Here is a 25897-nt window from a genome sequence, read left to right as displayed (position 1 = left end):
CTCGAACCTCTTACTGCTTCAGTTTGGGATCGAGCGCGTCACGCAGACCGTCACCCATCAGGTTAAATGCCAGCACCGTCAGCAGGATCGCCAGACCCGGGAAGGTAACGACCCACCAGGCGCTTTGCGCGAACTGCAACACATCGGAGAGCATGGTGCCCCACTCCGGTGTTGGCGGCTGCGCCCCCATGCCGAGGAAACCAAGAGCAGCCATATCGAGAATGGCGTTAGAGAAACCGAGCGACGCCTGAACAATCAACGGTGCAAGGCAGTTGGGAAGAATATTGATAAACATCTGGCGCAGCGCCCCGGCACCTGCCACGCGAGACGCGGTGACGTAATCGCGATTCACCTCCACCAGCACGGCGGCGCGAGTTAAGCGCACATAGTGCGGCAAGGCAACGAAGGTTAGCGCCAGCGCGGCGTTACCAATCGACGGGCCGAAAATCGCCACCAGCACCAGTGCCAGCAGCAGACTTGGCAGCGCCAGCATGATATCGACCACGCGCATGATGATGTTATCGACCAGGCCGCCGAAGTAACCGGCGATCAGGCCGAGAATAACGCCCATAATCAGCGATAACACCACCACCAGACAGCCGACCAGCAGCGACAAGCGCGCGCCGTACATCAGGCGCGACATAACGTCACGACCGACGTCATCTGTACCGAGCAAGTGCGCCATGCTGCCGCCTTCCTGCCAGGCTGGCGGGGCGAGCAGTGCATCGCGGAACTGTTCCGCCGGGTTATACGGCGCAATCCAGTTGGCAAAGATCGCGATAAACAGCACGATGACGACGTAAACCAGCCCGACGACCGCGCCTTTGTTGCGTTTAAAATAGTGCCAGAACTCCTGTAAAGGGGTCATCGGCACCGGTGCGCTAATCACTTTATTTTCAGTAACCTGTGACATGATGTCCCCTTACTTCTTATGACGAATACGCGGGTTCACCACGCCGTACAGCAGATCGACCAGCAGGTTGACGAGGATAATCATCGTCGCCACCAGCAATACGCCGCCCTGCACTACCGGATAATCACGGCGTTGCAGTGCGTCAATCAACCAACGCCCCAGACCGGGCCACGAGAAGATGGTTTCGGTCAGAATCGCGCCTGCGAGCAATGTTCCCACCTGCAGGCCAATAACAGTTACCACCGGCAGCATGGCGTTACGCAGCGCGTGGACGATAATCACCCTAAGGCGGGTCAGCCCTTTGGCGCGCGCGGTGCGGATATAATCTTCACCCAGCACTTCCAGCATCGAGGAGCGCGTCATACGCACAATCACCGCCAGCGGTATCGTACCCAGCACAATCGCGGGCAGGATCATATGGGCGACGGCATCGATAAAGTTACCGTCTTCACCCCAGATGGCGGTGTCGATCAGCATAAAACCAGTTAACGGATTGGAATCATCGAGGAACACCATGTCGCTCACGCGACCGGAGACGGGCGTCAGGTTCCAGTGCACTGAAACCAGCATGATCAGCATCATGCCCCACCAGAAGATAGGCATTGAATAACCTGTCAGCGCCAGGCCAACCGCTGTGTGATCGAAAATGGAACCGCGTTTAACCGCCGCCAGCACGCCAACCGGAATGCCGACCGCGGTCGCAAAAATCATCGCGCAGACGCCAAGTTCCAGCGTGGCCTGAAAGCGCGGCACGAACTCTTCCCAAACCGGGATGCGGCTTTTCATTGAAATGCCTAGATCGCCATGCATAACGCCCCAAATGTAATGGAGATACTGCTGCCACATCGGTTTATCTAAGCCGAGTTCTGCCAGCAATTGCGCGTGACGCTCTGGGGAGATCCCACGTTCACCCGCCATGATCATCACCGGATCGCCCGGGATCATGTGGACAAAGGCAAATGTGAGAAGGGTAATACCGATAAACGTGGGGATGACGAGTCCCAAACGTCGGAGAATAAACTGCAACATAACCCGGATTCTCTGTAGTGACCCACAGCCTGGAACTGCGTGTCTGTATTGCTCACAAATCAATTCCCGCCCTGGCTGGGCAGGGAATGAAGTATTGCTGCCGGGTGGCGCTGCACGCAGAGGCACAGCGCCACCGGGTATACAGATTGTTGACAAAGTGCGCTTTGTTTATGCCGGATGCGGCGTTAACGCCTTATCCGGCCTACAAAATCGTGCAAACTCAATACATTGCAGAATTTTCGTAGGCCTGATAAGCGGAGCGCATCAGGCAGTTTTGCCTTTGCCATCAGTCTTGTATGGCTTTTAATTATTCGATAGAGACGTTTTCGAAGTGATGTTTGCCTAATGGATCAACCACATAGCCTTTAACTTCTTTGCGTACCGGTTCAAACACGGTGGAGTGAGCGATGATCAGTGCCGGAGCCTGATCGTGCATCACCACCTGTGCTTGTTTGTACAGTTCAACGCGCTTGTTGTGGTCGTCGGTGGCACGCGCCGGTTGAATCAGATCTTCAAACGGTTTGTAGCACCATTTTGAGTAGTTGGAGCCTTGTTCAGAGGCGGCGCAGCTGAACAGGGTGGCGAAGAAGTTATCCGGATCCCCGTTATCGCCAGTCCAGCCCATCATTACCGTCTGGTGCTCGCCATCTTTCGCGCGCTTGAGATACTCACCCCATTCGTAGGTGACGATTTTGGCCTGCACGCCGACTTTCGCCCAGTCAGCCTGAATCATCTCTGCCATGCGGCGAGCGTTCGGGTTATACGGACGTTGTACTGGCATAGCCCACAGGTCGATGGAGAAACCTTTTTCCAGACCCGCTTCTTTCAGCAAGGCTTTCGCCTTTTCAGGATCATAGGTGTAGTCCTGAACGTCATCGTTATAGCCCCACATGGTTGGCGGGATCAGGTTTTTCGCTGCTACGCCCGCGCCCTGATAAACCGCTTTGATGATCGCATCTTTGTTCACTGCGTAGGTCAGAGCCTGGCGAACTTTCACGTCATCCAGTGGTTTTTTCTGCACGTTATACGAGAGATAACCGACGTTCAGCCCCGGCATTTCCATCAGGTTGATGGATTTATCCTGCTTCATGCGAGCGATGTCTGCCGGGTTCGGGTACGGCATTACCTGGCATTCATTTTTCTGCAATTTCGCGTAACGCACGGAAGCGTCAGGAGTAATAGAGAAGACCAGCGTATCGATCTTCGGTTTGGTGCCCCAGTAGCCATCAAACGCTTTATAGCGAATACGGGAATCTTTCTGGTACTGCTGTAACTGGAACGGGCCGGTGCCGATTGGGTTGAGGTCCAGTTTTTCCGGCGTACCGGCTTTCATCATCGCGTCTGCATATTCTTTTGACAGAATAGAGGCGAAGTCCATTGCCAGATCAGCAAGGAACGGCGCTTCCGGGCGAGTCAGCACGAATTGAACGGTGTTGTCGTCCACCTTTTTCACTTCGCTGATCAGCTCCGGCAAGCCCATGCCTTCGAAGTATTCGTAGCTGCCGCCAGAAACTTTATGGTACGGGTTTTGCGCGTTTTTCTGACGATCGAACGAGAACACCACGTCATCGGCGTTCAGTTCGCGCGTCGGTTTGAATTCTTTGTTGTCGTGCCACTTCACACCTTTACGCAGGTGGAAGGTATAGGTTTTACCGTCTTCGCTGACTTCCCACTTTTCAGCGAGGCCCGGGATCACTTCGGTGGTGCCGATTTTAAATTCAACCAGACGGTTATAAAGCGGGACGGAAGAGGCGTCATAGGTGGTGCCGGAGGTAAACAGCTGCGGGTTAAACCCTTCCGGAGATCCTTCTGAGCAATAAACCAGAGTTTTAGCCTGAACACTTGCTGCGACGGTCATAGCCACCAGGCTGAGACCAAGCTTCAGCATCCCTGACTTTTTCAAGGAAATACGCATTATTCTGCTCCAATTGTGATGTTTGTTGTTTTAACCCTTTGCAGTGGGTTGTCGCTGCCTGACCTTTTTTGTTTTTTGCCCGGTCGGGTCAACGTTATGAGGTGGGGATGCCGTACTAATTAACATCAGTGTTACAGTGCGGATCCTCCATAAAATGCCCCTCGTGACCTACAATCTGTCAACAGAATGTGAAAACGTCAATACAGCCCACCGGGATTTACACCAACGGTGAGAATCCACAAACAAAGATTAAAAAAACTTCAAACAACTATTTGCAGCAGAGAAATTTGTGCTACGCCAACATAACCAGAACAATCAGCTTAATATTTAGCAACAATTGGTGATTAAGTTTTATGCATTTAATGAAAAAAATCTGAGGAAAAGGTGGATATCTGAGCGATTAATACCATGAACGCTAAAACGCACAGCTGAAAATGCCAGCGCCAGCCATAAGTAACGCAAAAAAAGATTTAAGCAAATATAAAAAAAGACAATGGTTTCTGTCACAAATCCGTTAATGGATAGTGAGATATGAGGCGCAAATTTGGCAGGGAAATGTGTGGTGTGTAGGTCGGATAAGGCGTTCACGCCGCATCCGACAATAAGTGCGGTGCCGTTGCCTGATGCGACGCTGCCGCGTCTTATCAGGCCTACGTCGAGTCGAACCTCCCTGCCCCCGGAGGTTCTCATCCTCATGGGCTACAAATGCAAAAAAGCCTGCTCGCTGAGCAGGCTTTTCGAATTTGGTCGGTGATAGAGGATTCGAACCTCCGACCCCTTCGTCCCGAACGAAGTGCGCTACCAGGCTGCGCCAATCACCGAATGCGGGGCGTATCTTACTGCGCAGATACGCCCTCGTCAATCCCTTAATAGCAAAATGCCTTTTGATCGGCGAGAAACTCAGCAGTGCATTTAGTTAGCTTCTGCCTTCTTCGCCTGAGGGATTCGACACCAGTTGTTGTTTTCGTTGATACCACCGTCCGGTGAAGTATAACCAAGGCAACCTAAAATGGTGTCGTACAGTTCTACATGACGGCGTGGCACTTTGATGTCCGCTTCTTTCTTCAATTGCGCGAATGCCTGCGCGTTGGCCGGATTCTCCAGATATTTATCCGACATCCAGACCATCATCGGTACGCGGAACTGCTCCGGTGGCGCATATTCGCGTGGTGTGCCATGCAAGTGCTCACGCTCGTTAATTGACTCACCGTGGTCCGCTGCATAGAAAATAATGGCCTTCTTATCGCGGAATTTGTCGATAACCGTGTCGATAAAATGATCAACATAGGTGATGGAGTTATCATATGAGTTAATCATCGGCGCTCGTGGGCATTTGCGGTCAATGGCATAGCACTCTGGCTTCCACTGGGCAAACTCACGAGGGTAACGTTGAGTATAGTTGTAGTGTGACCCTTTGGTATGCAGCACAATCAGATGCTTACCTTCTGGTTTTTTCTCCAGAGAACGCTCGATCTCATTGACCAGCAACATATCGTCCACCGCTTTCCCACGGTTACGCGGCTCTGCTGCAATTTGCTCGCGATAGGCAATGTTGTCAGCCATGGTGTTGCTGTAGAACCACATCTCACTCTGCATGGCGTATAAATCAGAGCTAAAGCCCAGCTGTTTGAGAACCGCAAATACGTTCTGCTCTTTAAGCGTACGTTGTGGGTTATCTTCCGTTCCACCTTCACGCACAAACATACAGCGTAGTGATAATTTAGTCGCGGTATCACAAGAATAACCACGGTACATCACCAGGTTTTTCTCTTTGGCCAGCTTCGGCGTGGTATCGCGCTCGTAGCCCAGCATCCCCATATGATCCCAACGCGTAGTTTCGCCAATAATGAAAACCACATAGGTATCGTCGAGATTTTGCGTCGGGGTATAGGTGAATTTTTTTGCCGGATTCATCAGCGACCTATTGTCTGACGATTCATCCACTTGCGCCCAGGCATACAGCCCCAACGCAGAAAGCCAGTTCGAAGGCAAATAAGAGTTCGCCAGCACGCCACCGTAGCTCGGCATATCCACTCCGGCCATACGGTCTGCACGCTTTTGCACTACATCCATCAGACGAATTGGACCCCATACCAACAAGCCCGCCAAAAGCACGGTAAGCGCACTACGCCAGCGAGTTTTCGGGGTACAAAGCTGACGCAAGAAGGAGTCTTGTGAACGGTTCATCCAGATAAATAGCAACGGGATAATACTCACCAGTACAACCCATGCGATAAGCGTCCAGCCAACCACTTCTTTCGACAGGTCGATGTCGGTGGTCATCACCGAAGCGACAATCCCGTAGCCAATCATGACATTCATAAATGTCATGTAGTAGCTGGCCCCGGCAGAAATCAGCACCAGCAATGAAGCCAGCACTTTCCAGGCCGTTCTGCCAAAGAGTGAAATTAAACGTAAAAAGAAGAAGGTTGCCAGAACCGTCCCTGCCAGTTCGATAACCGCCGAGACGCCATTAAGAAAAGTGAAGTTATGCGCGTAACCGTCAAACCGACGGAAATAGACTGCGCAATTCATAAACAGACCGATATAGACAGCGAGCAAAAAACTTAGCTTTTGCTGCGTTATCGTTTTGATATATCTCATGCAAACAAACCCTGGAAAAACAGGTGATAACACCCTGCATTATGGCCTTTCAAGCCAGGCAAGGGAAAAGTGCGAAGGTCGTCAGATAAGGAAAATCTGCACACGCTGATAAGTAGACCACAGCAAAGGGAAAAAGTGTGGGGAAAGAGTGTACTTGAAGCACAAATTTACAAAAATACAAGTATGAAAGGAGACTTATGTGGTAATTGAACGCTTTAAAGGGCCAGCTTTATGGCCCTTTTAATCTCAGGACAAGTCTAAAACCTGTCGCTAAACTCAACCATGTACTTCGCGCAACACTCTGATCTCTGGCTGGCGAATGGTCGTTGAAAGCGCCAATGACAGAATCAGCAGGGCAAAAATGACGTAGAAAGTCACATAGAAGCCGCCAAACAGTGAGGCGATAATCGAACCGCAGATACTACCGATACCGAAGCCGAGATAAATCACGCCGTAGTTTTTCGCCAGGTTATTGAGACCGAAGAACTCACTGACCAGTGACGGGAAAACGGTAATTGTGCCACCGAAGTTAAACGCCACGCAGGCAATTGCTGCAAAGAACGTCACTGCATTCAATGGTGCAAACAGCAGGGCCGCCATACCCACCAGCGAAATCACCTGTCCAATAGTGATGACGCGGATACGGGCGATTTTGTCAGACAGAATGCCCAATACCAGACGACCAGAAAGGTTAGCAATAGAAATAACCGTTACTGCGTTGGCCGCGGAAATTGCATCAAGATGCGCCAGGCTCTGAGCAATATCTTTCGCCACACCAATCACATACAGACCGCTCATGCAGGCCGTGAGGAACATCACCGCCAGCATCCAGTATTGCGGTTTACGCATAGACTCTGCCAGGGTGTAGTCCTTCTCTACTACGCCATTACTGGTTTTCACTTCCTGTTTCGGCGCATCTTTCATTAACGTCGCGCCAAAGACAATCATCACCAACGCAATCGCGCCCCAAATTACAAAGGTTTTTTCCAGACCGACCGTTTCCAGCAATTGTGTGTCGATGAATTTGAACCCCAGGCTTCCCAGGCCATAAGAACCAATGGCGAATGCGGAGATCAGACCTTTACGCTCCGGGAACCACTTCACGCAGTTAGAAAGGGTCAGCAGATAACCCGCACCATCTGCCAGACCAACCAGCACACCGGCGCTTAACCACAGCATCATTAGGCTGTTGGAATGCGCGGTAAGGAAGAAACCTACCCCCAGCAGAATACCGGAAGCCATTGTGACGCGCTTGACACCAAAACGTTCCTGTAACTTGCCAGCAACAGAAGAAGAAATTGCCAGTCCCAGACTCAACAGGCCGAAGGAGAAAGCAACCTGACTGACCGGCGCATCCAGTTTGGCAGAGAGCGCGCCATTAAACAGGCTCCAGGTATAAACTGACCCCAGCGCAAACTGGGTGATAATGGTACCGATAAGGGTAAGCCAGCGCGTACGCTGATAGTTTGAAGGTGTCATGGCAGTATTCCTGCGGTAGTAAAAAGGAAAATTCTCTGCCGACAAACATAACGAAGTGCATTTTATGCAGGGGAAAAAACGGCATGAAATGCCATCAAAACGGAATGAAATGCCTTAGTTCAGGAATGAATGACGTGACAAATATTCACCGCAATAATTATTTGGTCAGTTAGCACACACTATCATTGCAATGGTTGTTATTAGTAGCCCATAGTTGTAACAAATACGTTAAAACCTGGCACTCACGCCCATGGTATACAAATAATCACTATCATTGGCACTATTCTCCGCCTGGGATAACGCGGCATAGGCGGCAATATGTTGGTTAAGCAACATATCGGCTCCTACGGTCACATCAAGCCAATTACCATTCTGATTTGTCGCCGTCATGCGACTTAGGCCTGATTGAGCCTTCCAGATATTTTCACCAAATTGCTGGTTGTAGCTGATTTGCGCCCAGGGACGGAAATTGCCAAGCCGGGAATCAACACGCCAGCCTAACGTACTGACGCTGGCATGCCATAACGGATCAGTCAGCGTTGCAGTACTGTCACCAAACTCGTTATACATGGAGGTGGTTGTGCCATCGTAATGTAATGCGGCGACTGGACCCGTTGTAACCTGCTCATATAAAGGAAAGTTCCAGCCCATACTCATACTGCTGGTCACATCCGCAGGGGTTTCTTCCGCCAGATTAACTTCCAGTCCCAGCGCTCTTTGGCTACTTTGAATACGTTGCGACAAAATATCGTTGTAGTCCGGTTGGTGATCGCTATCCCAGGTATAACGCTCAGTGGTATGTCCTGGTTGCGTATCAACGATATATTCTTGCTGCCAGGCGTAAGCTGTGTTGAGAAAAAAAGAACTGATTACCACGCTCGCCAGCAGACTTAAGTGCCAGCGACCACCGCATTTTTTTATGATCATTAACACGACTCCAGGGAAGAGCCGAATTCGGCAATATTATTGTCATTGTATGTAGGATATCGGGCATCTTAGCCCTGTATTAAATATTGACTTTTTCACCGATGCGTCAAGACAAGAGGGTGAAATATTTACGATCTGGTACATAGCGAGGGAAAGTATGGAACGTTGCGGCTGGGTGAGTCAGGACCCGCTTTATATTGCCTACCACGATAATGAGTGGGGCGTGCCTGAAACCAATAGTAATAAACTATTCGAAATGATCTGCCTTGAAGGACAACAGGCAGGGTTATCCTGGATTACCGTTCTCAAAAAACGTGAAAACTATCGCGCCTGTTTTCATCAGTTCGATCCGGTAAAAGTCGCGGCTATGCAGGAAGAGGACGTTGAAAGACTGGTGCTTGATGCCGGGATTATCCGCCATCGTGGGAAAATTCAGGCGATAATTGGTAACGCACGGGCATACCTGCAAATGGAGCAGAACGGCGAACCGTTTGCCGACTTTGTCTGGTCGTTCGTAAACCATCAACCACAGGTGACACAAGCCAAAACGTTGAGCGAAATCCCCACCTCAACACCCGCCTCTGATGCGCTTTCCAAAGCACTGAAAAAACGCGGCTTCAAATTTGTTGGTACGACGATTTGTTACTCCTTTATGCAGGCATGCGGACTGGTGAACGATCATGTCGTTGGCTGCTGTTGCCATCCGGGGAGGAAATAATGATTCGAGAAGCGCAACGTTTGGAATTACCTGCGATCCTTGAATTATGGCTGGAAAGTACAACCTGGGGACATCCTTTCATAGAAGAAAGCTACTGGCGTGACTGCATTCCACTGGTGCGTGATGCTTATCTTGCCAACGCGCAAAACTGGGTGTGGGAAGAAGATGGCAAGCTTCTCGGTTTTGTCAGCGTGATGGAAGGACGATTTTTAGCTGCGATGTTTGTCGCACCAAAGGCCGTCAGGCGCGGTATTGGTAAGGCGCTGATGCAACATGTGCAACAACGCCATCCCCATTTATTGTTGGAGGTTTACCAGAAAAACCAGCCCGCGATAAATTTCTACCATGCGCAAGGATTCCATATTGTCGACTGCGCCTGGCAGGAAGAAACCCAACTTCCCACCTGGATTATGGATTGGCAGGCGGATCAAACGCCGTAAGTGGCAGTTCCGGGCCAGTGTATTTCTCCAGCCACGCTAACGCCGTGTTACCCGCGCATCCATTCCCCAGCCGCGAGCTGGGGAGATCTTTCGTCAACACGTTCACAGCGCCGTTTTTACAAATGCCGCCAGCGGTTAAATCCAGATCGGGCCATGCCCCTTCGTGAATGCAAATCACGCCAGGTTTAATACCTTCGCTAATGACTGCGCCGGCAAGAATTTGCCCGCGCGAGTTCCACACTCGTACCGTGTCGCCCTCTTTTATGCCTCGCGCTCGTGCATCATCAGGGTGAATGGTGACAGGTTCACGGTTTGCCACCGCATATAATTCACGCAGAGAACTGTAATTTAGCTGGCTGTGCAAACGATGTGCGGGGTGGGCAGAAAGTACCTGCAACTGTTCCGGTTCGGCATTGCCCTGCCACTCATCCGGCTCCAGCCACATGGGATGCCCCGGACAATCCGGGTAACCGTAATCCGCGATACGCTGCGAGAAGATTTCAATCTTACCACTGGCCGTTTTTAACGGATGCGTCTGTGGGTCGCGGCGAAAATCAGCAAACCGGATAAACTGTTCGCTGATTGGGTTTTCCGGCATCTCAATGAATTGGTTTGCTTCCCAAAACGCGTCAAACGATGGTAATTCAACCTGCTGACTTGCCCCTCGTTGTCGGGCGACGTTATAAAAAGTTTCCAGCCATTGCAGCTCAGTTTTCCCTTCCGTAAACCGCGCGTAGCCACCCTTCTCCCAACGTTCGCTTAATTCAGCAAAGACGTCGAAATCATTACGCGCTTCGTCACGCGGCGGCACGACTTGTTTCATCGGAACAAGATGCTGATTGCTGTAATCTCCGGTCATGGTGAGATCGTTACGCTCAAAAGACGTGGTTGCAGGCAGGACGATATCGGCATGTTTCGCCGCCGCCGTCCAGAAGCATTCTGAAATGACCACCAGTTCCGGTTTTTGCCAGGCACGAATCAGACGATTAGTGTCCTGATGATGTGTAAAATTGGCACCGCCCGCCCACCAGATAAAACGAATATCCGGGAAATGTCGGTTCATGCCGTTGTGTTGATACGCGCCACCAGGGTTTTCCAGCGCCTCGACAATACGGGCAACGGGGATTTTATCTACCGCATCCGTACCACCCGGCAAACTGCCCTGCATGGATGAAAGTACCGCAGCACGGCGCGTGGGATTACCACCGTTGGCAAAATGATAAGAAAGCCCAAAACCGCCACCTGGTGTACCGATTTGCCCCAACATTGCCGCCAGCGTGACGAGCATCCAGTGCTTTTGCTCGCCAAACTGCTGACGCTGCATTCCCCATCCTGCCATCAGCATAGTGGTATTTTGATGGAAAATAGCCGCCAGTTCGCGGATTTTATCTGCCGGAACACCACAAATCTCCGCCGCCCATTCGGCAGTTTTCGCTATGCCATCACTCTCGCCCTGTAAATAAGAAGCGAAGGCGTCATAGCCGATAGTACAACGTGCCAGAAACTCTTCGTCGTGCCAGCAGTTTTCCACCAGCGTATGGGCGATCCCTAGCATCAGCGCCACATCTGTTCCCATATGCGGTGCTACCCATTCCATTTTATCGCCGAAGAAATCAACGGTTTCCGATCGCATGGGATCAATGCAGATCAGCTTTTTCCCACTGTCACGCAGTGCACAAAAGTAAGAAAGCCCCTGCTCATCAGACGCATTCCACGCAATTTTCAGTGTATTTAGAGGGTTAGCACTCCACAGCACCACCACATCGCTATGTTCAAGCACCAGCGGCCAGCTGGTCTGCTGCTGATAAACTTCGCTGCCACCCACAACATACGGCATGATCGCCTGTGCTGCGCCAGTCGAATAATCCCCCAGATGGCCGGTATAGCCGCCTGCCAGCGCCATATAGCGTTGTAACAAGGTTGACGCTTTATGCAGCACGCCATTTGAACGCCAGCCGTAGGAACCGGCAAAAATCGACGCTGAACCATAAGCTCCGCGAATGCGTTTGTGTTGTTGGTGAATAAGATCCAGTGCCTCATCCCAACTCACGCGAACAAATTCGTCCTGCCCGCGAATCCCTTGTGGATTTTCTGGTGACGCAAGAAAGCCTTTACGCACCATCGGAAATCGCACCCGCGCATTGCTATGAACCTGGTCGCGAACCGCACTCTGCAAGGAGTTTTCCATTCCTGTGGTTAACGCACCACGCGAGCTGAAAACTGTTTTACCGTCGGTTTCAACCAGCATTGGTCCCCAGTGGGCGGCAGTCAGAACAGAATAACGTGAGGATGAGTTGGCCAAACCGAAGGCTCCTGAAAAGTTAGATGTATTGAGCAGTTAAATATTACTTACAAATTTCCGAGTATTCCCAGGAATAATCTTCATGTTCACACGGCATAATCTTCCGCCACGAAACCCGTGGCAAAGAATAAAAAGGTTATTAAGGATTAACAATGAAGAAACGTGTTTATCTTATTGCCGCCGTTGTGAGTGGCGCTCTGGCGGTATCTGGCTGTACAACTAACCCTTACACCGGCGAACGCGAAGCGGGTAAATCTGCTATTGGCGCGGGTCTGGGCTCTCTCGTTGGCGCGGGCATTGGCGCACTCTCTTCTTCGAAGAAAGATCGTGGTAAAGGCGCACTGATTGGCGCAGCAGCAGGCGCGGCACTGGGCGGCGGCGTTGGCTATTACATGGATGTGCAGGAAGCGAAACTGCGCGACAAAATGCGCGGCACAGGCGTTAGCGTAACGCGCAGTGGGGACAACATTATCCTCAACATGCCGAACAATGTGACCTTCGACAGCAGCAGCGCCACTCTGAAACCAGCAGGTGCTAACACTCTGACCGGTGTTGCAATGGTACTGAAAGAGTACCCGAAAACGGCGGTTAACGTGATTGGTTACACCGACAGCACTGGCGGTCATGACCTGAACATGCGTCTGTCGCAGCAGCGTGCAGATTCCGTTGCCAGCGCGTTGATTACCCAGGGCGTTGACGCCAGCCGTATTCGTACTCAGGGTCTTGGCCCGGCTAACCCGATCGCCAGCAACAGCACCGCAGAAGGCAAAGCCCAAAACCGTCGCGTAGAAATTACCTTAAGCCCGCTGTAATCACTTTCATGCCAGGTGGTGATTCAATCACCTGGTATTCTTAGGTTTTCCTGCTTCATTTTTCAGGCTAAGGTGATCGCCTTATCAGTGAATGGAGAGAAGCATGAAGCCGTCCGTTATCCTCTACAAAGCCTTACCTGATGATTTACTACAACGCCTGCAAGCACATTTCACCGTTCACCAGGTGACAGACCTCACTCCACAGACCGTTGCGCAAAACGCGGAAATTTTTGCCGAAGCCGAGGGCTTGTTAGGTTCAAATGAAAATGTTGATGCCGCGTTGCTGGACAAAATGCCGAAACTGCGTGCCACATCAACTATCTCTGTAGGCTACGACAATTTCGATGTCGATGCGCTTACCGCCCGAAAAATCCTGCTAATGCATACGCCAACCGTATTAACGGAAACGGTGGCCGATACGCTGATGGCGTTGATGCTGTGTACCGCGCGTCGGGTTGTCGAGGTAGCAGAACGCGTAAAAGCAGGCGAATGGACCGCGAGCATTGGCCCGGACTGGTACGGCAGCGACGTGCATCATAAAACTCTTGGCATTGTCGGGATGGGACGGATCGGCATGGCACTGGCACAACGGGCGCACTTTGGCTTCAACATGCCTATCCTCTATAACGCTCGCCGCCACCATAAAGAAGCGGAAGAACGCTTTAACGCCCGTTATTGCGATCTGGATACGCTGTTACAAGAATCTGATTTCGTTTGCCTGATCCTGCCGCTAACTGAAGAAACGCATCACCTGTTTGGCGCTGAACAATTCGCCAAAATGAAATCCTCCGCCATCTTCATTAATGCAGGACGTGGACCGGTGGTTGACGAAAATGCACTGATTGCGGCATTGCAGAAAGGGGAAATTCACGCCGCCGGACTGGATGTCTTCGAACAAGAGCCACTGTCAGTAGATTCACCGCTGCTCTCAATGGCAAATGTCGTCGCAGTCCCACATATTGGTTCTGCTACTCATGAGACGCGTTATGGCATGTCCGCCTGTGCGGTGGATAATTTGATTAATGCGTTACAAGGGAATGTCGAGAAGAACTGTGTGAACCCGCAAGTCGCGGAATAACCGCGACTGCGTGAAGAAAAGCCCGAAAATCTCTCGGGCTTTTACTCTTTATTGGGTTGCAGTTACTGCTGCGGTCCAGGCCTGATTAAACGCCTGATGCTGTGCCGGTAATGGCGCAATCAGCTTGTTATATTCACTCGCCTGCTGCGAAGTCGGGAACTGAATGCCATTCGCCACAAAGCTTACCTGAGTACCCTGCTGGGAAATATAGTCACCAACCATTACCAGTTGTTGTGTAAAGGTTTGTGCCGCCGGAATCAACGGTTGTAACGCATCAGCCGGTGTCGTCACCACTTTGGTGAATGCCTGATCAAAGACCGGTTTCAGGTCATCAGTCTGTTTCAGCGCAGAGTGCGCAGCATCGGCCTGCAACTTCGCATTTTGTAGCTGTTGCGCCAATACACCCAGCGAACCGTTCATTTCACGCAGCGGACCACTTTGCGTGACATAATCCTGTGGTACACGAATTGCGTTAACGCTGTCTACAACCGGACGCAGACCGGAATCCATCGCCTGATTCACCTGTTGGGAATAGCCATACAGAATCGCGTAATCAGAGACAAAAGGACCAAATTGTTTTTTCTGATCGGCAGTCAGGGTTGGTAGACGTTCACCGCTACGCATCACTGTATTCTGCAGGAAGTCGATAAACGCTTTACGCTGATCGCCTTCTTTATCAAAACACCCACTCAGGCTAACTACCATTAATAACGCCGCAAGAGGCGCAAACCAGCGAGAGCAGGACTTTCCTGTCGCCATTTTCTTACTCCTTTCACCCAAAAAAAGCGCACAACGACACACGCGTGTCTGACGTGACAAGGATAGTCCAGGACAAGCTTGCAAGATACCCTTTATGCATAATCTTCCTGGGAAAATGATGTAGAAAATGAAGGAAGGTTAATTTGTTGTTTCATTGTTAAAAACAGGCATTGCTATTGCGTTTTTTAGCCAGGACCTTACTTCTCTTCGCTAAGTGAAATTTTCGGAATCTTTACAATTCGGGATTCTGCGAAATATATCGGCATTAATCATATCGTTAGGCAACTATAAGTCACAGTTATTGATAAGCTGAATCGAATCGCACTCCGGCTGCTTCCCGCTGAGTCAGTTTTTCCCGACTATTCTTAATGAGCTTCAATGCAATTCACGATCCCGCAGTGTGATTTGAGGAGTTTTCAATGGAATATAAAGATCCAATGCTTGAGCTGTTGAGCAGCCTGGAACAAATTGTTTTTAAAGATGAAACACAGAAGATTACCCTGACGCACAGACCTACGCCCTGTACCGAGATTGAGCAATTACGCAAAGGAACGGGGTTAAAAATTGATGATTTCGCCCGTGTTTTGGGCGTATCCGTTGCGATGGTAAAGGAATGGGAATCCAGACGAGTGAAGCCTTCCAGTGCTGAACTAAAATTAATGCGTCTGATTCAGGCCAATCCGGCATTAAGTAAGCAGTTGATGGAATAGAGTTTTATTAACTTTTTTGATGTTTACGGTCCTGATGACAGGGCCGTTTTCCGACCGATTAATCATAAATTTGAAAAATAATTGTTGCATCCACCTCCAATGCGTGGCTTAATGCACATCAACGGTTTGACGTACAGACCATTAAAGCAGTGTAGTAAGGCAAGTCCCTTCAAGAGTTATCGTTGATACCCCTCGTAGTGCACATTTCCTTTAACGCTTCAAAATCTGTAAAGCACGCCATATCGCCGAAAGGCACACTTAATTATTAAAGGTAATACACTATGTCCGGTAAAATGACTGGTATCGTAAAATGGTTCAACGCTGACAAAGGCTTCGGCTTCATCACTCCTGACGATGGCTCTAAAGACGTGTTCGTACACTTCTCTGCTATCCAGAACGATGGTTACAAATCTCTGGACGAAGGTCAGAAAGTGTCCTTCACCATCGAAAGCGGCGCTAAAGGCCCAGCAGCTGGTAACGTAACCAGCCTGTAATCTCTGCTTAAAAGCACAGAATCTAAGATCCCTGCCATTTGGCGGGGATTTTTTTATTGGAAAAACCGCCTTATATGTAAAGAAGAACAGTCCCAGGAACAATCCAGATCCGGCACCGGGATGTGGCAATCACGACAGACCGTACCATCACACCCGGAACAATCACAATCATTACACTCATTATTCTTCTTTTTACGTATAACCTCGTTCAGGTGTTGCTTCTGCCTGATTGTCTGTGCCGCAAGTCGGCAATCTGCAAAACGCTGACGTATCTCGCCCCAGCCTGCAATAACACCTTTCTGTTGAATAATCTCTTTGACTGCCCCCGAACATCCCTGCGTTTGGTACAACACACTGTAAGCACAGCGATATCCTTTGCGAGGAGAAAGATGTCGTTGATAAAGCATTATCAACAGTAAAAGCAGTTTATTCATGAAGGCTCCGAACCATTCCTGTTCTCAATTAAAAACCTATTTAATAGCCAAATCCGTTCGTATTTTTTAAATAATATTCATCAAGGAAATAAATTAGGGTGCATTGAGAATACCCAACACCGGAAGAAAGGCGGGAATAACTTCCCGCCGAAGACTCTTACTCTTTCAAATTGCAGGCTAAAACTGCCGCCAGCTCATAACTCTCCTGTTTAATATGCAATTCACACAGTGAATCTCTTATCATCCAGGTGAAAAATAAAAGCGTAAAACAAATCACTATTAAAGAAAGCAATTTATATTTCTGCGGCATTCCCAGCCTCCTGTGTTGATTTCCAACGAGTAAGAGGCTAACCTTATGGTGTTCAGGCATAGGGTAGCCTCACTTTGATTTATAGTCAGGTGGGGCTTTTCTCTGTCTGCCTTTCGGTGATACCTGAGACAAACAGTCTCAAGCACCCGCAGCTATTCTAGCGTAATAAATTCCTTTCCTCTCCTTAATAAAATCCTAAAAAAATCTCATGAAATTAATATATGAGATAATTTTTATTCAGCAGAAAATTATTAAAGGTAGCTGTATTATTAGCGATAAAAAAAGCCTGCCAAGTGGCAGGCTATTTAATAACGCTGTTATTACTGCAACAGCGAAATATCCGCAACGCGCAGGAACAATTCGCGCAGTTTTTCCAGCATGGTCAGGCGGTTGATACGCAGATCTTTATCATCAACCATGACCATCACTTTATCGAAGAAAGCATCGACAGGTTCACGCAACTCGGCCAGTTCGACCAGCGCATCCTGGTAACGACCTTCAGCAAAGTACGGCTCCAGTTTGTCTCGCAGAACAACCACCTGCATCGCCAGTTTAATTTCTTCCGGCTCTTTCAGGGTAGAGGCATTCACGCGGTCGCTCAGCACTTCGTCAGATTTCGCCAGAATGTTGGATACACGTTTGTTCGCCGCCGCCAGTGCAGCAGCTGCATCCAGGGTACGGAAATGCGATACCGCCTTCATACGGGCATCGAAATCTGCCGGACGGGTCGGACGACGCGCCAGTACCGCCTGGATGGTGTCAACGGTGTAACCTTCGTCCTGATACCTGGCGCGGAAGCGACCGAGCATAAAGTCGATAACATCATCAACCACGTTGGCATTAGTCAGCTTATCGCCATACAGACGCACCGCTTCTTCAGTCAGCGTTTGCAGATCAAGGTTGAGGTTCTTCTCGACGATAATGCGCAGCACGCCAAGGGCCGCACGACGCAGCGCAAACGGGTCTTTGTCGCCTTTCGGATGCTGACCGATACCGAAGATACCCGCCAGGGTGTCCATCTTGTCAGCAATCGCCAGCGCACAAGCTACCGGGTTGGACGGCAGGTCATCACCGGCAAAGCGCGGCTGATACTGCTCATTCAGCGCAACAGCAACATCTTCCGCTTCGCCATCGTGACGCGCGTAGTGCATCCCCATAACGCCCTGGGTGTCGGTGAACTCGAAGACCATGTTGGTCATCAGGTCGCACTTAGACAGCAGGCCCGCACGGGTAGCGTGGTTAACGTCTGCACCAATCTGTTCAGCAATCCAGCCAGCCAGCGCCTGGATGCGGTCAGTTTTGTCGCGCAGCGTACCCAGCTGTTGCTGGAACAGCACGGTTTGCAGGCGCGGCAGGTTATCTTCAAGACGTTTTTTACGGTCAGTGTTGAAGAAGAACTCGGCATCTGCCAGACGTGGACGAACGACTTTCTCGTTACCAGAGATAATTTGCTGCGGATCTTTCGATTCGATGTTGGCAACGAAGATGAAGTTCGGCAGCAGTTTGCCGTCGTTCGCATACACCGGGAAGTACTTCTGGTCACCTTTCATGGTGTAAACCAGTGCTTCAGACGGCACCGCGAGGAATTTCTCTTCGAATTTCGCGGTCAGAACAACCGGCCATTCAACCAGAGAAGCCACTTCTTCCAGCAGACTTTCGCTTAAGTCAGCGTTACCGCCAATCTTACGCGCCGCTTCTTCAGCATCGGCTTTAATCTTCGCTTTACGTTCTTCGTAATCGGCGATGACTTTACCGCGCTCACGCAGAATCTCCGGATACTGATCGGCATTGTCGATAGTGAATTCCGGTTCGCCCATAAAGCGGTGACCGCGAATCACGCGATCGGACTGAATCCCCAGAATGGTTGCCGGAATGACTTTGTCGCCCAGCAGCAGGGTCACGGTGTGCACCGGACGCACAAAATGCACGTCGCTTGCACCCCAGCGCATCAATTTCGGAATCGGCAGTTTCGCCAGCGAAGTCGCAACCATATTCGGCAGCAGTGCTTCGGTGCTTTCGCCCTTCACATGGGCGCGATACAGCAGCCATTCGCCTTTATCGGTAGTCAGACGCTCAGCCTGGTCAACGGTAATACCGCAACCACGCGCCCAACCTTCTGCCGCTTTGCTCGGTTTACCTTCGGCATCGAACGCCTGGGCAATCGCCGGGCCGCGTTTTTCGATTTCACGATCCGGTTGCGCTTCCGCCAGGTTAGCTACTTTCAGCGCCAGACGACGCGGAGCAGCAAACCATTGAACGGTACCGTGTGCGAGGCCAGCGTTATCCAGCTCCGCAGTAAAGTTCGCAGCAAAGGACTCAGCCAGGCTGCGCAGTGCTTTTGGTGGCAGCTCTTCAGTGCCGATTTCCACCAGAAAAGTTTTCTCAGACATAGCCGCCTCTTACTTATCTTTGTTGCACATCGGGAAGCCGAGGGCTTCACGGGAAGCGTAGTATGCTTCTGCCACTGCTTTAGTCAGGGTGCGAATGCGCAGAATATAGCGCTGACGCTCAGTGACGGAGATGGCTTTACGCGCATCCAGCAAGTTGAAGCTGTGGGCGGCTTTCAGAATACGCTCGTAGGCTGGCAGCGGCAGCGGATTTTCCAGCGCCAGCAACTGCTGCGCTTCTTTCTCATATTGCTCGAAGCAGGTGAACAGGAAGTCCACATCCGCGTATTCGAAGTTGTAAGTGGACTGCTCCACTTCGTTCTGATGGAACACGTCGCCGTAGGTGGTTTTACCCAGCGGGCCGTCGCTCCAGACCAGGTCGTAAACGCTGTCTACGCCCTGAATGTACATTGCCAGACGTTCCAGACCGTAGGTGATCTCGCCGGTAACCGGTTTACACTCCAGACCACCAACCTGCTGGAAGTAAGTGAACTGCGTCACTTCCATGCCGTTCAGCCACACTTCCCAGCCCAGCCCCCAGGCACCCAGCGTCGGGTTTTCCCAGTTATCTTCCACGAAACGGATATCGTGGATAGTCGGGTCCATGCCCAGCTCTTTCAGAGAACCGAGGTACAGCTCCTGAATATTGTCCGGCGATGGCTTAATGACCACCTGGAACTGATAGTAGTGCTGTAAACGGTTGGGGTTTTCGCCGTAGCGACCATCGGTCGGGCGACGAGAAGGCTGAACATAAGCAGCCGCCATCGGTTCTGGCCCCAGCGCGCGCAGACAGGTCATTGGGTGAGAGGTTCCCGCGCCGACTTCCATGTCCAATGGTTGAACAATGGTGCAGCCCTGGCGAGCCCAGTAATCCTGTAAGGTCAGGATCAAGCCCTGGAAGGTCCTGGTATCAAACTTTTGCATATTATTTCGTGCTGGATACGTGTGGATTTAAAGGAAGGGATCAGTATACCCGCTGGATGGAAGATATACAGTACGAAACGGGAAAAAGCAGGGCTTAACGCATGGAAAGATGCAAAAAATGGCCATCTGCGTCAAAAGAACAGACAAACTGCTCTTTCCGGAAGGTATAACCACGCATTTCGTAGCTCCCCTGGAACTGTTCAAATGCGGTGACGTCGATTTTTTGCTCACCGGTGTTATAACGTTTTGCTGCCTGCTCCTTGCACAACGCTTCCATATTCAATGAACGCAGCGGCTCAACCTTTACCCGCTGTGCTTTCTGCTCGGGTGGCGGTGTCGAGCATCCCACTAACACAATAAGTGCCATTGCTGGAAAGAAATAGTTCATCATCATTAAATTACCGTCTTATTTGCAGGTGAGTCTTATTATTAATATCGGTATAGTGGCTGAATCTAACGAATTTCCTCAAGCCTCTATAAGCTGTAGAGATAAAACTCGGATTATTCCAGTGCACCAGCTGAATGATTTATCGGTCAGACCTTTTTTTAACCAGTTACAGAGACACAGATGCAGCCCAAAATTTATTGGATTGATAACCTGCGAGGGATAGCCTGTTTAATGGTGGTGATGATTCATACCACCACCTGGTATGTAACTAACGCCCATAGCGTTAGCCCCATAACCTGGGATATCGCGAATGTTCTAAATTCTGCCTCCCGTGTCAGCGTGCCGCTATTTTTCATGATTTCAGGCTATCTCTTTTTTGGCGAACGTAGCGCCCAGCCCCGTCATTTCTTGCGTATTGGCTTATGTCTGCTGTTTTATAGTGTCATCGCGTTGATCTACATTGCGCTTTTTACCGCTATCAATGTGGAGTTAGCGCTGAAAAACCTGCTACAAAAGCCTGTGTTTTATCACTTATGGTTTTTCTTCGCGATTGCGGTGATTTATCTGGTTTCGCCGCTGGTTCAGGTGAAAAACGTTAGCGGTAAAATGTTGCTGGTACTCATGGTGGTGATTGGCATCATCGCTAACCCAAACACAGTGCCACAGAAGATCGACGGCTTCGAATGGCTACCGATTAACTTATATATCAATGGCGATACTTTTTACTACATCCTGTATGGCATGTTGGGCCGCGCCATTGGCATGATGGATACGCAACATAAATCACTGTCGTGGGTGAGCGCCGTACTGTTTGTTGCGGGGGTATTTATCATCTCTCGCGGGACATTATATGAATTACAGTGGCGCGGAAATTTTGCCGATACCTGGTATCTCTATTGCGGACCGATGGTTTTTATCTGCGCAATCGCGTTACTGACTCTGGTAAAAAATACGCTGGATACACACACTGTTCCCGGGCTTGGGCTGATATCACGCCATTCTTTAGGTATATACGGGTTCCACGCTTTGATTATCCATGCGCTGCGTACCCGGGGGATTGAGCTTAAAAACTGGCCAATACTGGATATTATCTGGATCTTCTGCGCCACGCTGGCCACAAGCTTATTACTTTCTGTGCTGGTGCAACGAATCGACCGAAACAGATTCGTAAGTTGAGCAAAAGCCCGGTCACACTGACCGGGCTTGCAAGGATTATTCGCTATATTCTTCCTGAGCAACCACAGTTTCTTTTGATGGGTTAACTCCAGCATCACGAATATTCTTCTGTACTGCTACTGCACCAAACAAACTTAAAAAGAAGGCCAGGCCATAAAACCCTTTTTCGCTGAGTAATAATGTTGCATTCCACAGACCAACTATCAGTAATGCGACAGAAATGATAAAGACAACCAGACAGGTCATATAATAAATGGATGTAGTGGGTATGCCTTCATATTTGTCCCGCACAGTTTTTTGATAAGATGCGGCTGAAAATAGTCCTAGCACCAGAACAGCAAAGTAATATCCTTTTTCATTTAATTGCATTTCCGCATTCCATAGCCCTAATAAATAGGTAACAATACCGCCGCCAAGCGCTATCCATGACACAATGCTAAATGCTGGAGAATAGGTTGATATTTTGTTTTCCATCACAGTATTCCTTTCATTCCTGAATGTGTAAGAGCTTTATGTTGCTCATGCCGAGCGAAACAAACGCATTTGACCAAACAAGCAGACAAAAAAGGCGATGGGGTAGATCACCATTTCATAAGCATTGATAGGTGCATTTAAAACACCGATAAACAACAGACCGATAGTGATTAACGCAACTAACTGGCAGATGCGAATAAACATGTCATCCAGTTGCCCGAGTTTTTCAGCACGAAGATAAGCATAATTGCCAAACGTTCCCGTCATTAACACGCCGAGAAAATAGCCTTTGCCGCTTAACAATGGGCATGAGATCCATAGCCCAACCAGATAAACCAACGCCCCGACAACAAATAATAGTTTTGCCACAGTCTTTGAGGTTTTCATAATGATCTCCATATCTACCAGCGATACATTACGATTAACCAACGAAAGACAAAACTGAAAAACACCATTAACAAATGATTTTCAGAATAAATTCATATGAAATATTAATGAATTGATAGTATATATAGACGAGAATTATTCCCTGCCCGGCCAGGCAGGGGATACGTTTACGCCATTAGTGGCAGAAGTTGCTGATAGAGACGACGGAATGTTTCGCGTCGTGGCTGATAAGCGGCATGATGCTGCGCGTTCGGCATATGCGACTGCTCTAACGGCAGTTGCGGCAACAATTCACTGAGCGATTTATCTGGATTCACCGCAATCTGCGCCAACCTTGCTGCGCCCAGTGCAGGCCCTACATCACCACCCGTGCGGTAATCCAACTGCTGACCGCAGATATCCGCCAGCATCTGACGCCAGTACTCACTACGCGCTCCACCACCAATCAGGGTAATACTTTGCGGTTTAATGCCGCAGGCGTGCACTACATCCATGCCATCGGCCAGCGCATAACCCACGCCTTCCAGCACTGCTCGCGCCAGTTCATTAGGGCCGTGTTGATGGGTCAGGCCAAAGAAAACCCCCTTCGCCTGTGGATTATTGTGCGGGGTACGCTCGCCGGAAAGATAAGGCAAAAACCAGATTGGCTCGGCACTTTCATCTGCCTGTTGCGCAGCTGCAATTAAGCCTGGGACATTACTCAGGCCGGTTAATTTCGCAGCCCAATCCAGACACGATGCCGCACTCAACATCACCGACATTAAATGCCAACGCTGTGGTAATGCATGGCAAAAGCTGTGTACGGCGCTTTCCGGCTTGCTTAAGAACCCTTCGCTCACCGCAAAATAAACACCAGAAGTTCCCAGCGACAGCATTGCCTGGTTGGCATCAACCATACCCACACCAACCGCGCCAGCCGCATTATCGCCGCCGCCCGCGACAACAGGCACTGCCGCCATTCCCCATGCTTTTGCCACCTCGGGTAGCAAAGTCCCGGTAATTTCACTGCCTTCGTATAATGCTGGCATCTGGTCACGGGACAGCTGGCAAGCTTGCAGCATGACATCACTCCAGTCACGCTTCGCGACATCCAGCCACATGGTGCCTGCCGCATCAGACATATCACTGGCAAACTCTCCGGTCATACGCAGACGCAAATAATCTTTTGGCAATAAAACCTTGTCTACCTGACGGAATATATCTGGCTCATGGCGTTGCACCCACAGCAGCTTAGGCGCGGTAAATCCGGGCATCATCAGATTGCCGGTTATAGCGCGCGAATCCGGGACTCGTGTTTCAAGCAAAGCGCACTCTTGCGCACAGCGCCCGTCATTCCACAAAATCGCTGGACGTAATACCTGCTGCCGAGCATCAAGTAACGTTGCTCCGTGCATCTGTCCGGCAATACCTAACGCCTTAACCTCTTGCAAAGAATATTGTCGCGCAAGCGTTCTCACTGCACGATCTGTTGCCTGCCACCACTGTTCCGGGTCTTGTTCAGACCAGAGGGGATGCGGGCGCGAAACGGTCAGCTTTTCTGTTTGTGAAGCAATTACCTCACCCTGTTCGTTGAGCAGAATGACTTTCACGCCCGATGTGCCAAGATCTATCCCGATATACATAGCGATCGTTCCTTAAAAAATGCCCGGTATCGCTACCGATAACCGGGCCAACGGACTGCACAGTTAGCCGTTATTTGTCGAACAGATAATGGTTTACCAGATTTTCTAACTGCTCCTGGCGACCACTCTGATGCACCGGTGCAAGATTATGTTCCTGGGCATATTTTGCTAAATCCGCCAGTGACATTTGGCCTTTCAGAATTTGCTGGCCCAGTTCGCTATTCCAGCCGGAATAACGTTGCGCGACGCGTTTATCCAGCTCACCGTCTTCAATCATGCGTGCTGCAATTTTCAGCGCCAGTGCCATCGTATCCATCGCGCCAATATGACCGTAGAACAGGTCATATTTATCGGTGCTCTGACGACGTACTTTGGCATCGAAGTTCAAACCACCGGTGGTAAAACCGCCCGCTTTGAGAATTTCATACATCACCAGCGCATTTTCTTCCACGCTGTTCGGGAACTGGTCGGTATCCCAGCCCAACTGCGCGTCACCACGGTTAGCATCGACAGAACCGAACAGACCAAGCGCAATGGCGGTGGCAATTTCATGGTGGAAAGAGTGACCCGCCAACGTTGCATGGTTTGCTTCAATATTCAGTTTAATCTCTTTTTCCAGGCCAAACTGCTTCAGGAAGCCGTAGACCGTCGCGGCATCGTAATCATATTGATGTTTGGTCGGCTCTTGCGGTTTCGGTTCGATAAGCAGAGTACCCTGGAAACCGATTTTATGTTTATGCTCAACCACCATCTGCATAAAGCGGCCAATCTGTTCACGCTCCTGACGCAAATCGGTATTCAGCAGCGTTTCGTAACCTTCGCGACCGCCCCACAGCACATAGTTTTCACCACCCAGTTTATGCGTCGCTTCCATCGCCGTAACGACTTGTGTTGCTGCCCAGCTGAAAACTTCCGGGTCGGGATTCGTAGCTGCGCCTGCACCATAACGTGGGTTAGTAAAGCAGTTAGCGGTTCCCCACAGCAGTTTCACGCCGCTCTCTTCTTGTTTACCTGCCAGCACATCGACCATTTGCGCAAAGTTATTGATGTACTCTTTTAACGATGCGCCTTCCGGGGAAACGTCCACATCGTGGAAGCAATAAAAAGGCACATGTAATTTGTGGAAAAACTCAAATGCGACATCTGCTTTACGCTTCGCCAATGCCAGCGCCTCGCCAGGTTGCTGCCAGGGACGGTTAAACGCGCCTACGCCAAACATATCCGCCCCGTTCCAGCAGAAGGTGTGCCAGTAGCAAGCGGCAAAACGCAAATGGTCTTCCATACGCTTACCCAACACCAATTCGTCGGGGTTGTAGTGACGGAATGCTAACGGGTTAGAGGATTTCGGGCCTTCATAACGAACGCGATCGAGCTGGTCAAAATAAGCTTGCATAATGAACTCCATAATCAGGTAATGCCGCGGGTGATGGATGATGTCGTAATATTGGGCACACCCTTTAAGTTGCTCAATTATGTTATTTCACACTGCTATTGAGATAATTCACAAGTGTGCGCTCGCTCGCAAAATAAAATGGAATGATGAAATTGGGTAATTACTCGAAGAGAAAAATGCAACAAATTCGATTAACCAACAAAAATAAGATCTCGGTCATAA

The 25897-nt window shown here is 50.0% G+C and carries 24 protein-coding genes and 1 tRNA gene; 7 read left to right on the top strand and 18 right to left on the bottom strand.

Features of this window, described 5'->3' with window-relative positions:
* Positions 1-10: 10 nt before the first annotated feature.
* The 7 genes from dppC to FFT88_RS01690 all read right to left on the bottom strand — a co-directional run bounded on the left by dppC (position 11) and on the right by FFT88_RS01690 (position 8867).
* A complete protein-coding gene (gene dppC, locus FFT88_RS01725; protein WP_130258811.1) occupies positions 11-913 on the bottom strand; it encodes a dipeptide ABC transporter permease DppC in 903 nt (300 codons plus the stop codon).
* 9 nt (positions 914-922) lie between these two features.
* Positions 923-1942: a dipeptide ABC transporter permease DppB gene (gene dppB / locus FFT88_RS01720; protein ID WP_000938853.1), complete on the bottom strand. Its 1020-nt coding sequence runs from the start codon at positions 1940-1942 to the stop codon at positions 923-925.
* Positions 1943-2249: 307 nt separating this feature from the next.
* Positions 2250-3857, bottom strand: coding sequence for a dipeptide ABC transporter substrate-binding protein DppA (gene dppA, locus FFT88_RS01710; protein WP_001222870.1), 1608 nt, complete (start codon positions 3855-3857; stop codon positions 2250-2252).
* A gap of 744 nt (positions 3858-4601) precedes the next feature.
* A tRNA-Pro gene (locus tag FFT88_RS01705) sits at positions 4602-4678 on the bottom strand.
* Positions 4679-4769: 91 nt separating this feature from the next.
* On the bottom strand, positions 4770-6461 hold the full coding sequence (eptB, locus tag FFT88_RS01700) for a kdo(2)-lipid A phosphoethanolamine 7''-transferase (protein ID WP_135405344.1): 1692 nt from the start codon (positions 6459-6461) through the stop codon (positions 4770-4772).
* 276 nt (positions 6462-6737) lie between these two features.
* Positions 6738-7940: an MFS transporter gene (locus FFT88_RS01695; RefSeq protein WP_130216272.1), complete on the bottom strand. Its 1203-nt coding sequence runs from the start codon at positions 7938-7940 to the stop codon at positions 6738-6740.
* A gap of 228 nt (positions 7941-8168) precedes the next feature.
* The gene (locus FFT88_RS01690; RefSeq protein ID WP_135405341.1) at positions 8169-8867 is read right to left on the bottom strand and encodes an autotransporter outer membrane beta-barrel domain-containing protein; all 699 of its coding nucleotides are present in this window, start codon (positions 8865-8867) and stop codon (positions 8169-8171) included.
* Positions 8868-9024: 157 nt separating this feature from the next.
* Here FFT88_RS01690 and tag point away from each other — a divergent pair, with 157 nt between their 5' ends.
* Both tag and FFT88_RS01680 read left to right on the top strand, forming a co-directional pair.
* Positions 9025-9585, top strand: a complete 561-nt coding sequence (tag, locus tag FFT88_RS01685; protein ID WP_130216268.1) for a DNA-3-methyladenine glycosylase I — start codon at positions 9025-9027, stop codon at positions 9583-9585.
* Positions 9585-10025 (top strand): N-acetyltransferase, encoded by a 441-nt coding sequence (locus tag FFT88_RS01680; protein ID WP_130222999.1) that lies wholly within the window; start codon positions 9585-9587, stop codon positions 10023-10025. The genes tag and FFT88_RS01680 overlap by 1 nt, the downstream gene beginning before the upstream one ends.
* Here the strand turns inward: FFT88_RS01680 and bisC are convergent.
* Positions 9994-12327 (bottom strand): biotin sulfoxide reductase, encoded by a 2334-nt coding sequence (gene bisC, locus FFT88_RS01675; RefSeq protein WP_135405339.1) that lies wholly within the window; start codon positions 12325-12327, stop codon positions 9994-9996. The genes FFT88_RS01680 and bisC overlap by 32 nt on opposite strands.
* 152 nt (positions 12328-12479) lie before the next feature.
* Here bisC and FFT88_RS01670 point away from each other — a divergent pair, with 152 nt between their 5' ends.
* Both FFT88_RS01670 and ghrB read left to right on the top strand, forming a co-directional pair.
* Positions 12480-13139 carry an OmpA family lipoprotein gene (locus FFT88_RS01670; RefSeq protein WP_000747625.1) on the top strand — a complete coding sequence of 220 codons (660 nt, stop codon included), beginning with the start codon at positions 12480-12482 and terminating at the stop codon, positions 13137-13139.
* A 103-nt stretch (positions 13140-13242) separates the two neighbouring features.
* A complete protein-coding gene (gene ghrB / locus FFT88_RS01665; protein WP_135405336.1) occupies positions 13243-14217 on the top strand; it encodes a glyoxylate/hydroxypyruvate reductase GhrB in 975 nt (324 codons plus the stop codon).
* A gap of 48 nt (positions 14218-14265) precedes the next feature.
* Here the strand turns inward: ghrB and FFT88_RS01660 are convergent, their stop codons facing one another.
* Entirely contained in the window at positions 14266-14976 is a 711-nt protein-coding gene (locus FFT88_RS01660; RefSeq protein ID WP_130216260.1) for a DUF3053 domain-containing protein, read from the bottom strand.
* A 419-nt stretch (positions 14977-15395) separates the two neighbouring features.
* On the opposite strand from FFT88_RS01660, the gene FFT88_RS01655 reads away from it, so the two are divergent.
* Together FFT88_RS01655 and cspA are read left to right on the top strand one after the other, a co-directional pair.
* Positions 15396-15686, top strand: coding sequence for an HTH-type transcriptional regulator (locus tag FFT88_RS01655; protein WP_130216258.1), 291 nt, complete (start codon positions 15396-15398; stop codon positions 15684-15686).
* A gap of 281 nt (positions 15687-15967) precedes the next feature.
* A complete protein-coding gene (gene cspA / locus FFT88_RS01650; protein WP_000014594.1) occupies positions 15968-16180 on the top strand; it encodes an RNA chaperone/antiterminator CspA in 213 nt (70 codons plus the stop codon).
* A 53-nt stretch (positions 16181-16233) separates the two neighbouring features.
* On the opposite strand, the gene yidD is transcribed toward cspA, so the two are convergent.
* The 5 genes from yidD to FFT88_RS01625 all read right to left on the bottom strand — a co-directional run bounded on the left by yidD (position 16234) and on the right by FFT88_RS01625 (position 20629).
* On the bottom strand, positions 16234-16614 hold the full coding sequence (gene yidD / locus FFT88_RS01645; protein ID WP_135405333.1) for a membrane protein insertion efficiency factor YidD: 381 nt from the start codon (positions 16612-16614) through the stop codon (positions 16234-16236).
* A gap of 157 nt (positions 16615-16771) precedes the next feature.
* Positions 16772-16924 carry a type I toxin-antitoxin system toxin HokA gene (hokA, locus tag FFT88_RS01640; RefSeq protein WP_130223007.1) on the bottom strand — a complete coding sequence of 51 codons (153 nt, stop codon included), beginning with the start codon at positions 16922-16924 and terminating at the stop codon, positions 16772-16774.
* A 320-nt stretch (positions 16925-17244) separates the two neighbouring features.
* Entirely contained in the window at positions 17245-19314 is a 2070-nt protein-coding gene (gene glyS, locus FFT88_RS01635; RefSeq protein WP_135405330.1) for a glycine--tRNA ligase subunit beta, read from the bottom strand.
* Between the two features lie 9 nt (positions 19315-19323).
* Positions 19324-20235 carry a glycine--tRNA ligase subunit alpha gene (gene glyQ, locus FFT88_RS01630; protein ID WP_001168544.1) on the bottom strand — a complete coding sequence of 304 codons (912 nt, stop codon included), beginning with the start codon at positions 20233-20235 and terminating at the stop codon, positions 19324-19326.
* A 94-nt stretch (positions 20236-20329) separates the two neighbouring features.
* Positions 20330-20629: a YsaB family lipoprotein gene (locus FFT88_RS01625; protein ID WP_135405328.1), complete on the bottom strand. Its 300-nt coding sequence runs from the start codon at positions 20627-20629 to the stop codon at positions 20330-20332.
* A 174-nt stretch (positions 20630-20803) separates the two neighbouring features.
* Here FFT88_RS01625 and wecH point away from each other — a divergent pair, with 174 nt between their 5' ends.
* Positions 20804-21799 (top strand): O-acetyltransferase WecH, encoded by a 996-nt coding sequence (wecH, locus tag FFT88_RS01620; RefSeq protein ID WP_135405325.1) that lies wholly within the window; start codon positions 20804-20806, stop codon positions 21797-21799.
* 36 nt (positions 21800-21835) lie between these two features.
* Here wecH and yiaA read toward each other — a convergent pair whose 3' ends face one another.
* The 4 genes from yiaA to xylA all read right to left on the bottom strand — a co-directional run bounded on the left by yiaA (position 21836) and on the right by xylA (position 25675).
* A complete protein-coding gene (gene yiaA, locus FFT88_RS01615; protein ID WP_130216246.1) occupies positions 21836-22273 on the bottom strand; it encodes an inner membrane protein YiaA in 438 nt (145 codons plus the stop codon).
* Positions 22274-22318: 45 nt separating this feature from the next.
* Positions 22319-22660, bottom strand: a complete 342-nt coding sequence (yiaB, locus tag FFT88_RS01610) for an inner membrane protein YiaB (protein WP_130210044.1) — start codon at positions 22658-22660, stop codon at positions 22319-22321.
* 167 nt (positions 22661-22827) lie between these two features.
* Positions 22828-24282 (bottom strand): xylulokinase, encoded by a 1455-nt coding sequence (gene xylB / locus FFT88_RS01605; RefSeq protein ID WP_135405323.1) that lies wholly within the window; start codon positions 24280-24282, stop codon positions 22828-22830.
* Positions 24283-24352: 70 nt separating this feature from the next.
* Positions 24353-25675, bottom strand: coding sequence for a xylose isomerase (gene xylA / locus FFT88_RS01600; RefSeq protein WP_064527882.1), 1323 nt, complete (start codon positions 25673-25675; stop codon positions 24353-24355).
* Positions 25676-25897: the final 222 nt, after the last annotated feature.

Origin of the sequence: Escherichia sp. E4930 (assembly GCF_005845405.1) — a bacterium.
In the GTDB taxonomy this organism is placed as follows: Bacteria; Pseudomonadota; Gammaproteobacteria; order Enterobacterales; family Enterobacteriaceae; genus Escherichia.
This window is presented reverse-complemented; position numbering and strand designations above follow the sequence as displayed.

Coding starts and splice junctions, on each gene's coding strand:
- tag (WP_130216268.1), top strand. CDS start 9,025: ATGGAACGTTGCGGCTGGGTGAGTCAGGACCCGCTTTATATTGCCTAC.
- ghrB (WP_135405336.1), top strand. CDS start 13,243: ATGAAGCCGTCCGTTATCCTCTACAAAGCCTTACCTGATGATTTACTA.
- FFT88_RS01655 (WP_130216258.1), top strand. CDS start 15,396: ATGGAATATAAAGATCCAATGCTTGAGCTGTTGAGCAGCCTGGAACAA.
- dppC (WP_130258811.1), bottom strand. CDS start 913: ATGTCACAGGTTACTGAAAATAAAGTGATTAGCGCACCGGTGCCGATG.
- dppA (WP_001222870.1), bottom strand. CDS start 3,857: ATGCGTATTTCCTTGAAAAAGTCAGGGATGCTGAAGCTTGGTCTCAGC.
- cspA (WP_000014594.1), top strand. CDS start 15,968: ATGTCCGGTAAAATGACTGGTATCGTAAAATGGTTCAACGCTGACAAA.
- FFT88_RS01625 (WP_135405328.1), bottom strand. CDS start 20,629: ATGATGATGAACTATTTCTTTCCAGCAATGGCACTTATTGTGTTAGTG.
- FFT88_RS01690 (WP_135405341.1), bottom strand. CDS start 8,867: ATGATCATAAAAAAATGCGGTGGTCGCTGGCACTTAAGTCTGCTGGCG.
- dppB (WP_000938853.1), bottom strand. CDS start 1,942: ATGTTGCAGTTTATTCTCCGACGTTTGGGACTCGTCATCCCCACGTTT.
- hokA (WP_130223007.1), bottom strand. CDS start 16,924: ATGCCGCAGAAATATAAATTGCTTTCTTTAATAGTGATTTGTTTTACG.
- FFT88_RS01670 (WP_000747625.1), top strand. CDS start 12,480: ATGAAGAAACGTGTTTATCTTATTGCCGCCGTTGTGAGTGGCGCTCTG.
- FFT88_RS01695 (WP_130216272.1), bottom strand. CDS start 7,940: ATGACACCTTCAAACTATCAGCGTACGCGCTGGCTTACCCTTATCGGT.
- xylA (WP_064527882.1), bottom strand. CDS start 25,675: ATGCAAGCTTATTTTGACCAGCTCGATCGCGTTCGTTATGAAGGCCCG.
- yidD (WP_135405333.1), bottom strand. CDS start 16,614: ATGAATAAACTGCTTTTACTGTTGATAATGCTTTATCAACGACATCTT.
- xylB (WP_135405323.1), bottom strand. CDS start 24,282: ATGTATATCGGGATAGATCTTGGCACATCGGGCGTGAAAGTCATTCTG.
- eptB (WP_135405344.1), bottom strand. CDS start 6,461: ATGAGATATATCAAAACGATAACGCAGCAAAAGCTAAGTTTTTTGCTC.
- wecH (WP_135405325.1), top strand. CDS start 20,804: ATGCAGCCCAAAATTTATTGGATTGATAACCTGCGAGGGATAGCCTGT.
- glyS (WP_135405330.1), bottom strand. CDS start 19,314: ATGTCTGAGAAAACTTTTCTGGTGGAAATCGGCACTGAAGAGCTGCCA.
- FFT88_RS01680 (WP_130222999.1), top strand. CDS start 9,585: ATGATTCGAGAAGCGCAACGTTTGGAATTACCTGCGATCCTTGAATTA.
- glyQ (WP_001168544.1), bottom strand. CDS start 20,235: ATGCAAAAGTTTGATACCAGGACCTTCCAGGGCTTGATCCTGACCTTA.
- yiaA (WP_130216246.1), bottom strand. CDS start 22,273: ATGGAAAACAAAATATCAACCTATTCTCCAGCATTTAGCATTGTGTCA.
- yiaB (WP_130210044.1), bottom strand. CDS start 22,660: ATGAAAACCTCAAAGACTGTGGCAAAACTATTATTTGTTGTCGGGGCG.
- FFT88_RS01660 (WP_130216260.1), bottom strand. CDS start 14,976: ATGGCGACAGGAAAGTCCTGCTCTCGCTGGTTTGCGCCTCTTGCGGCG.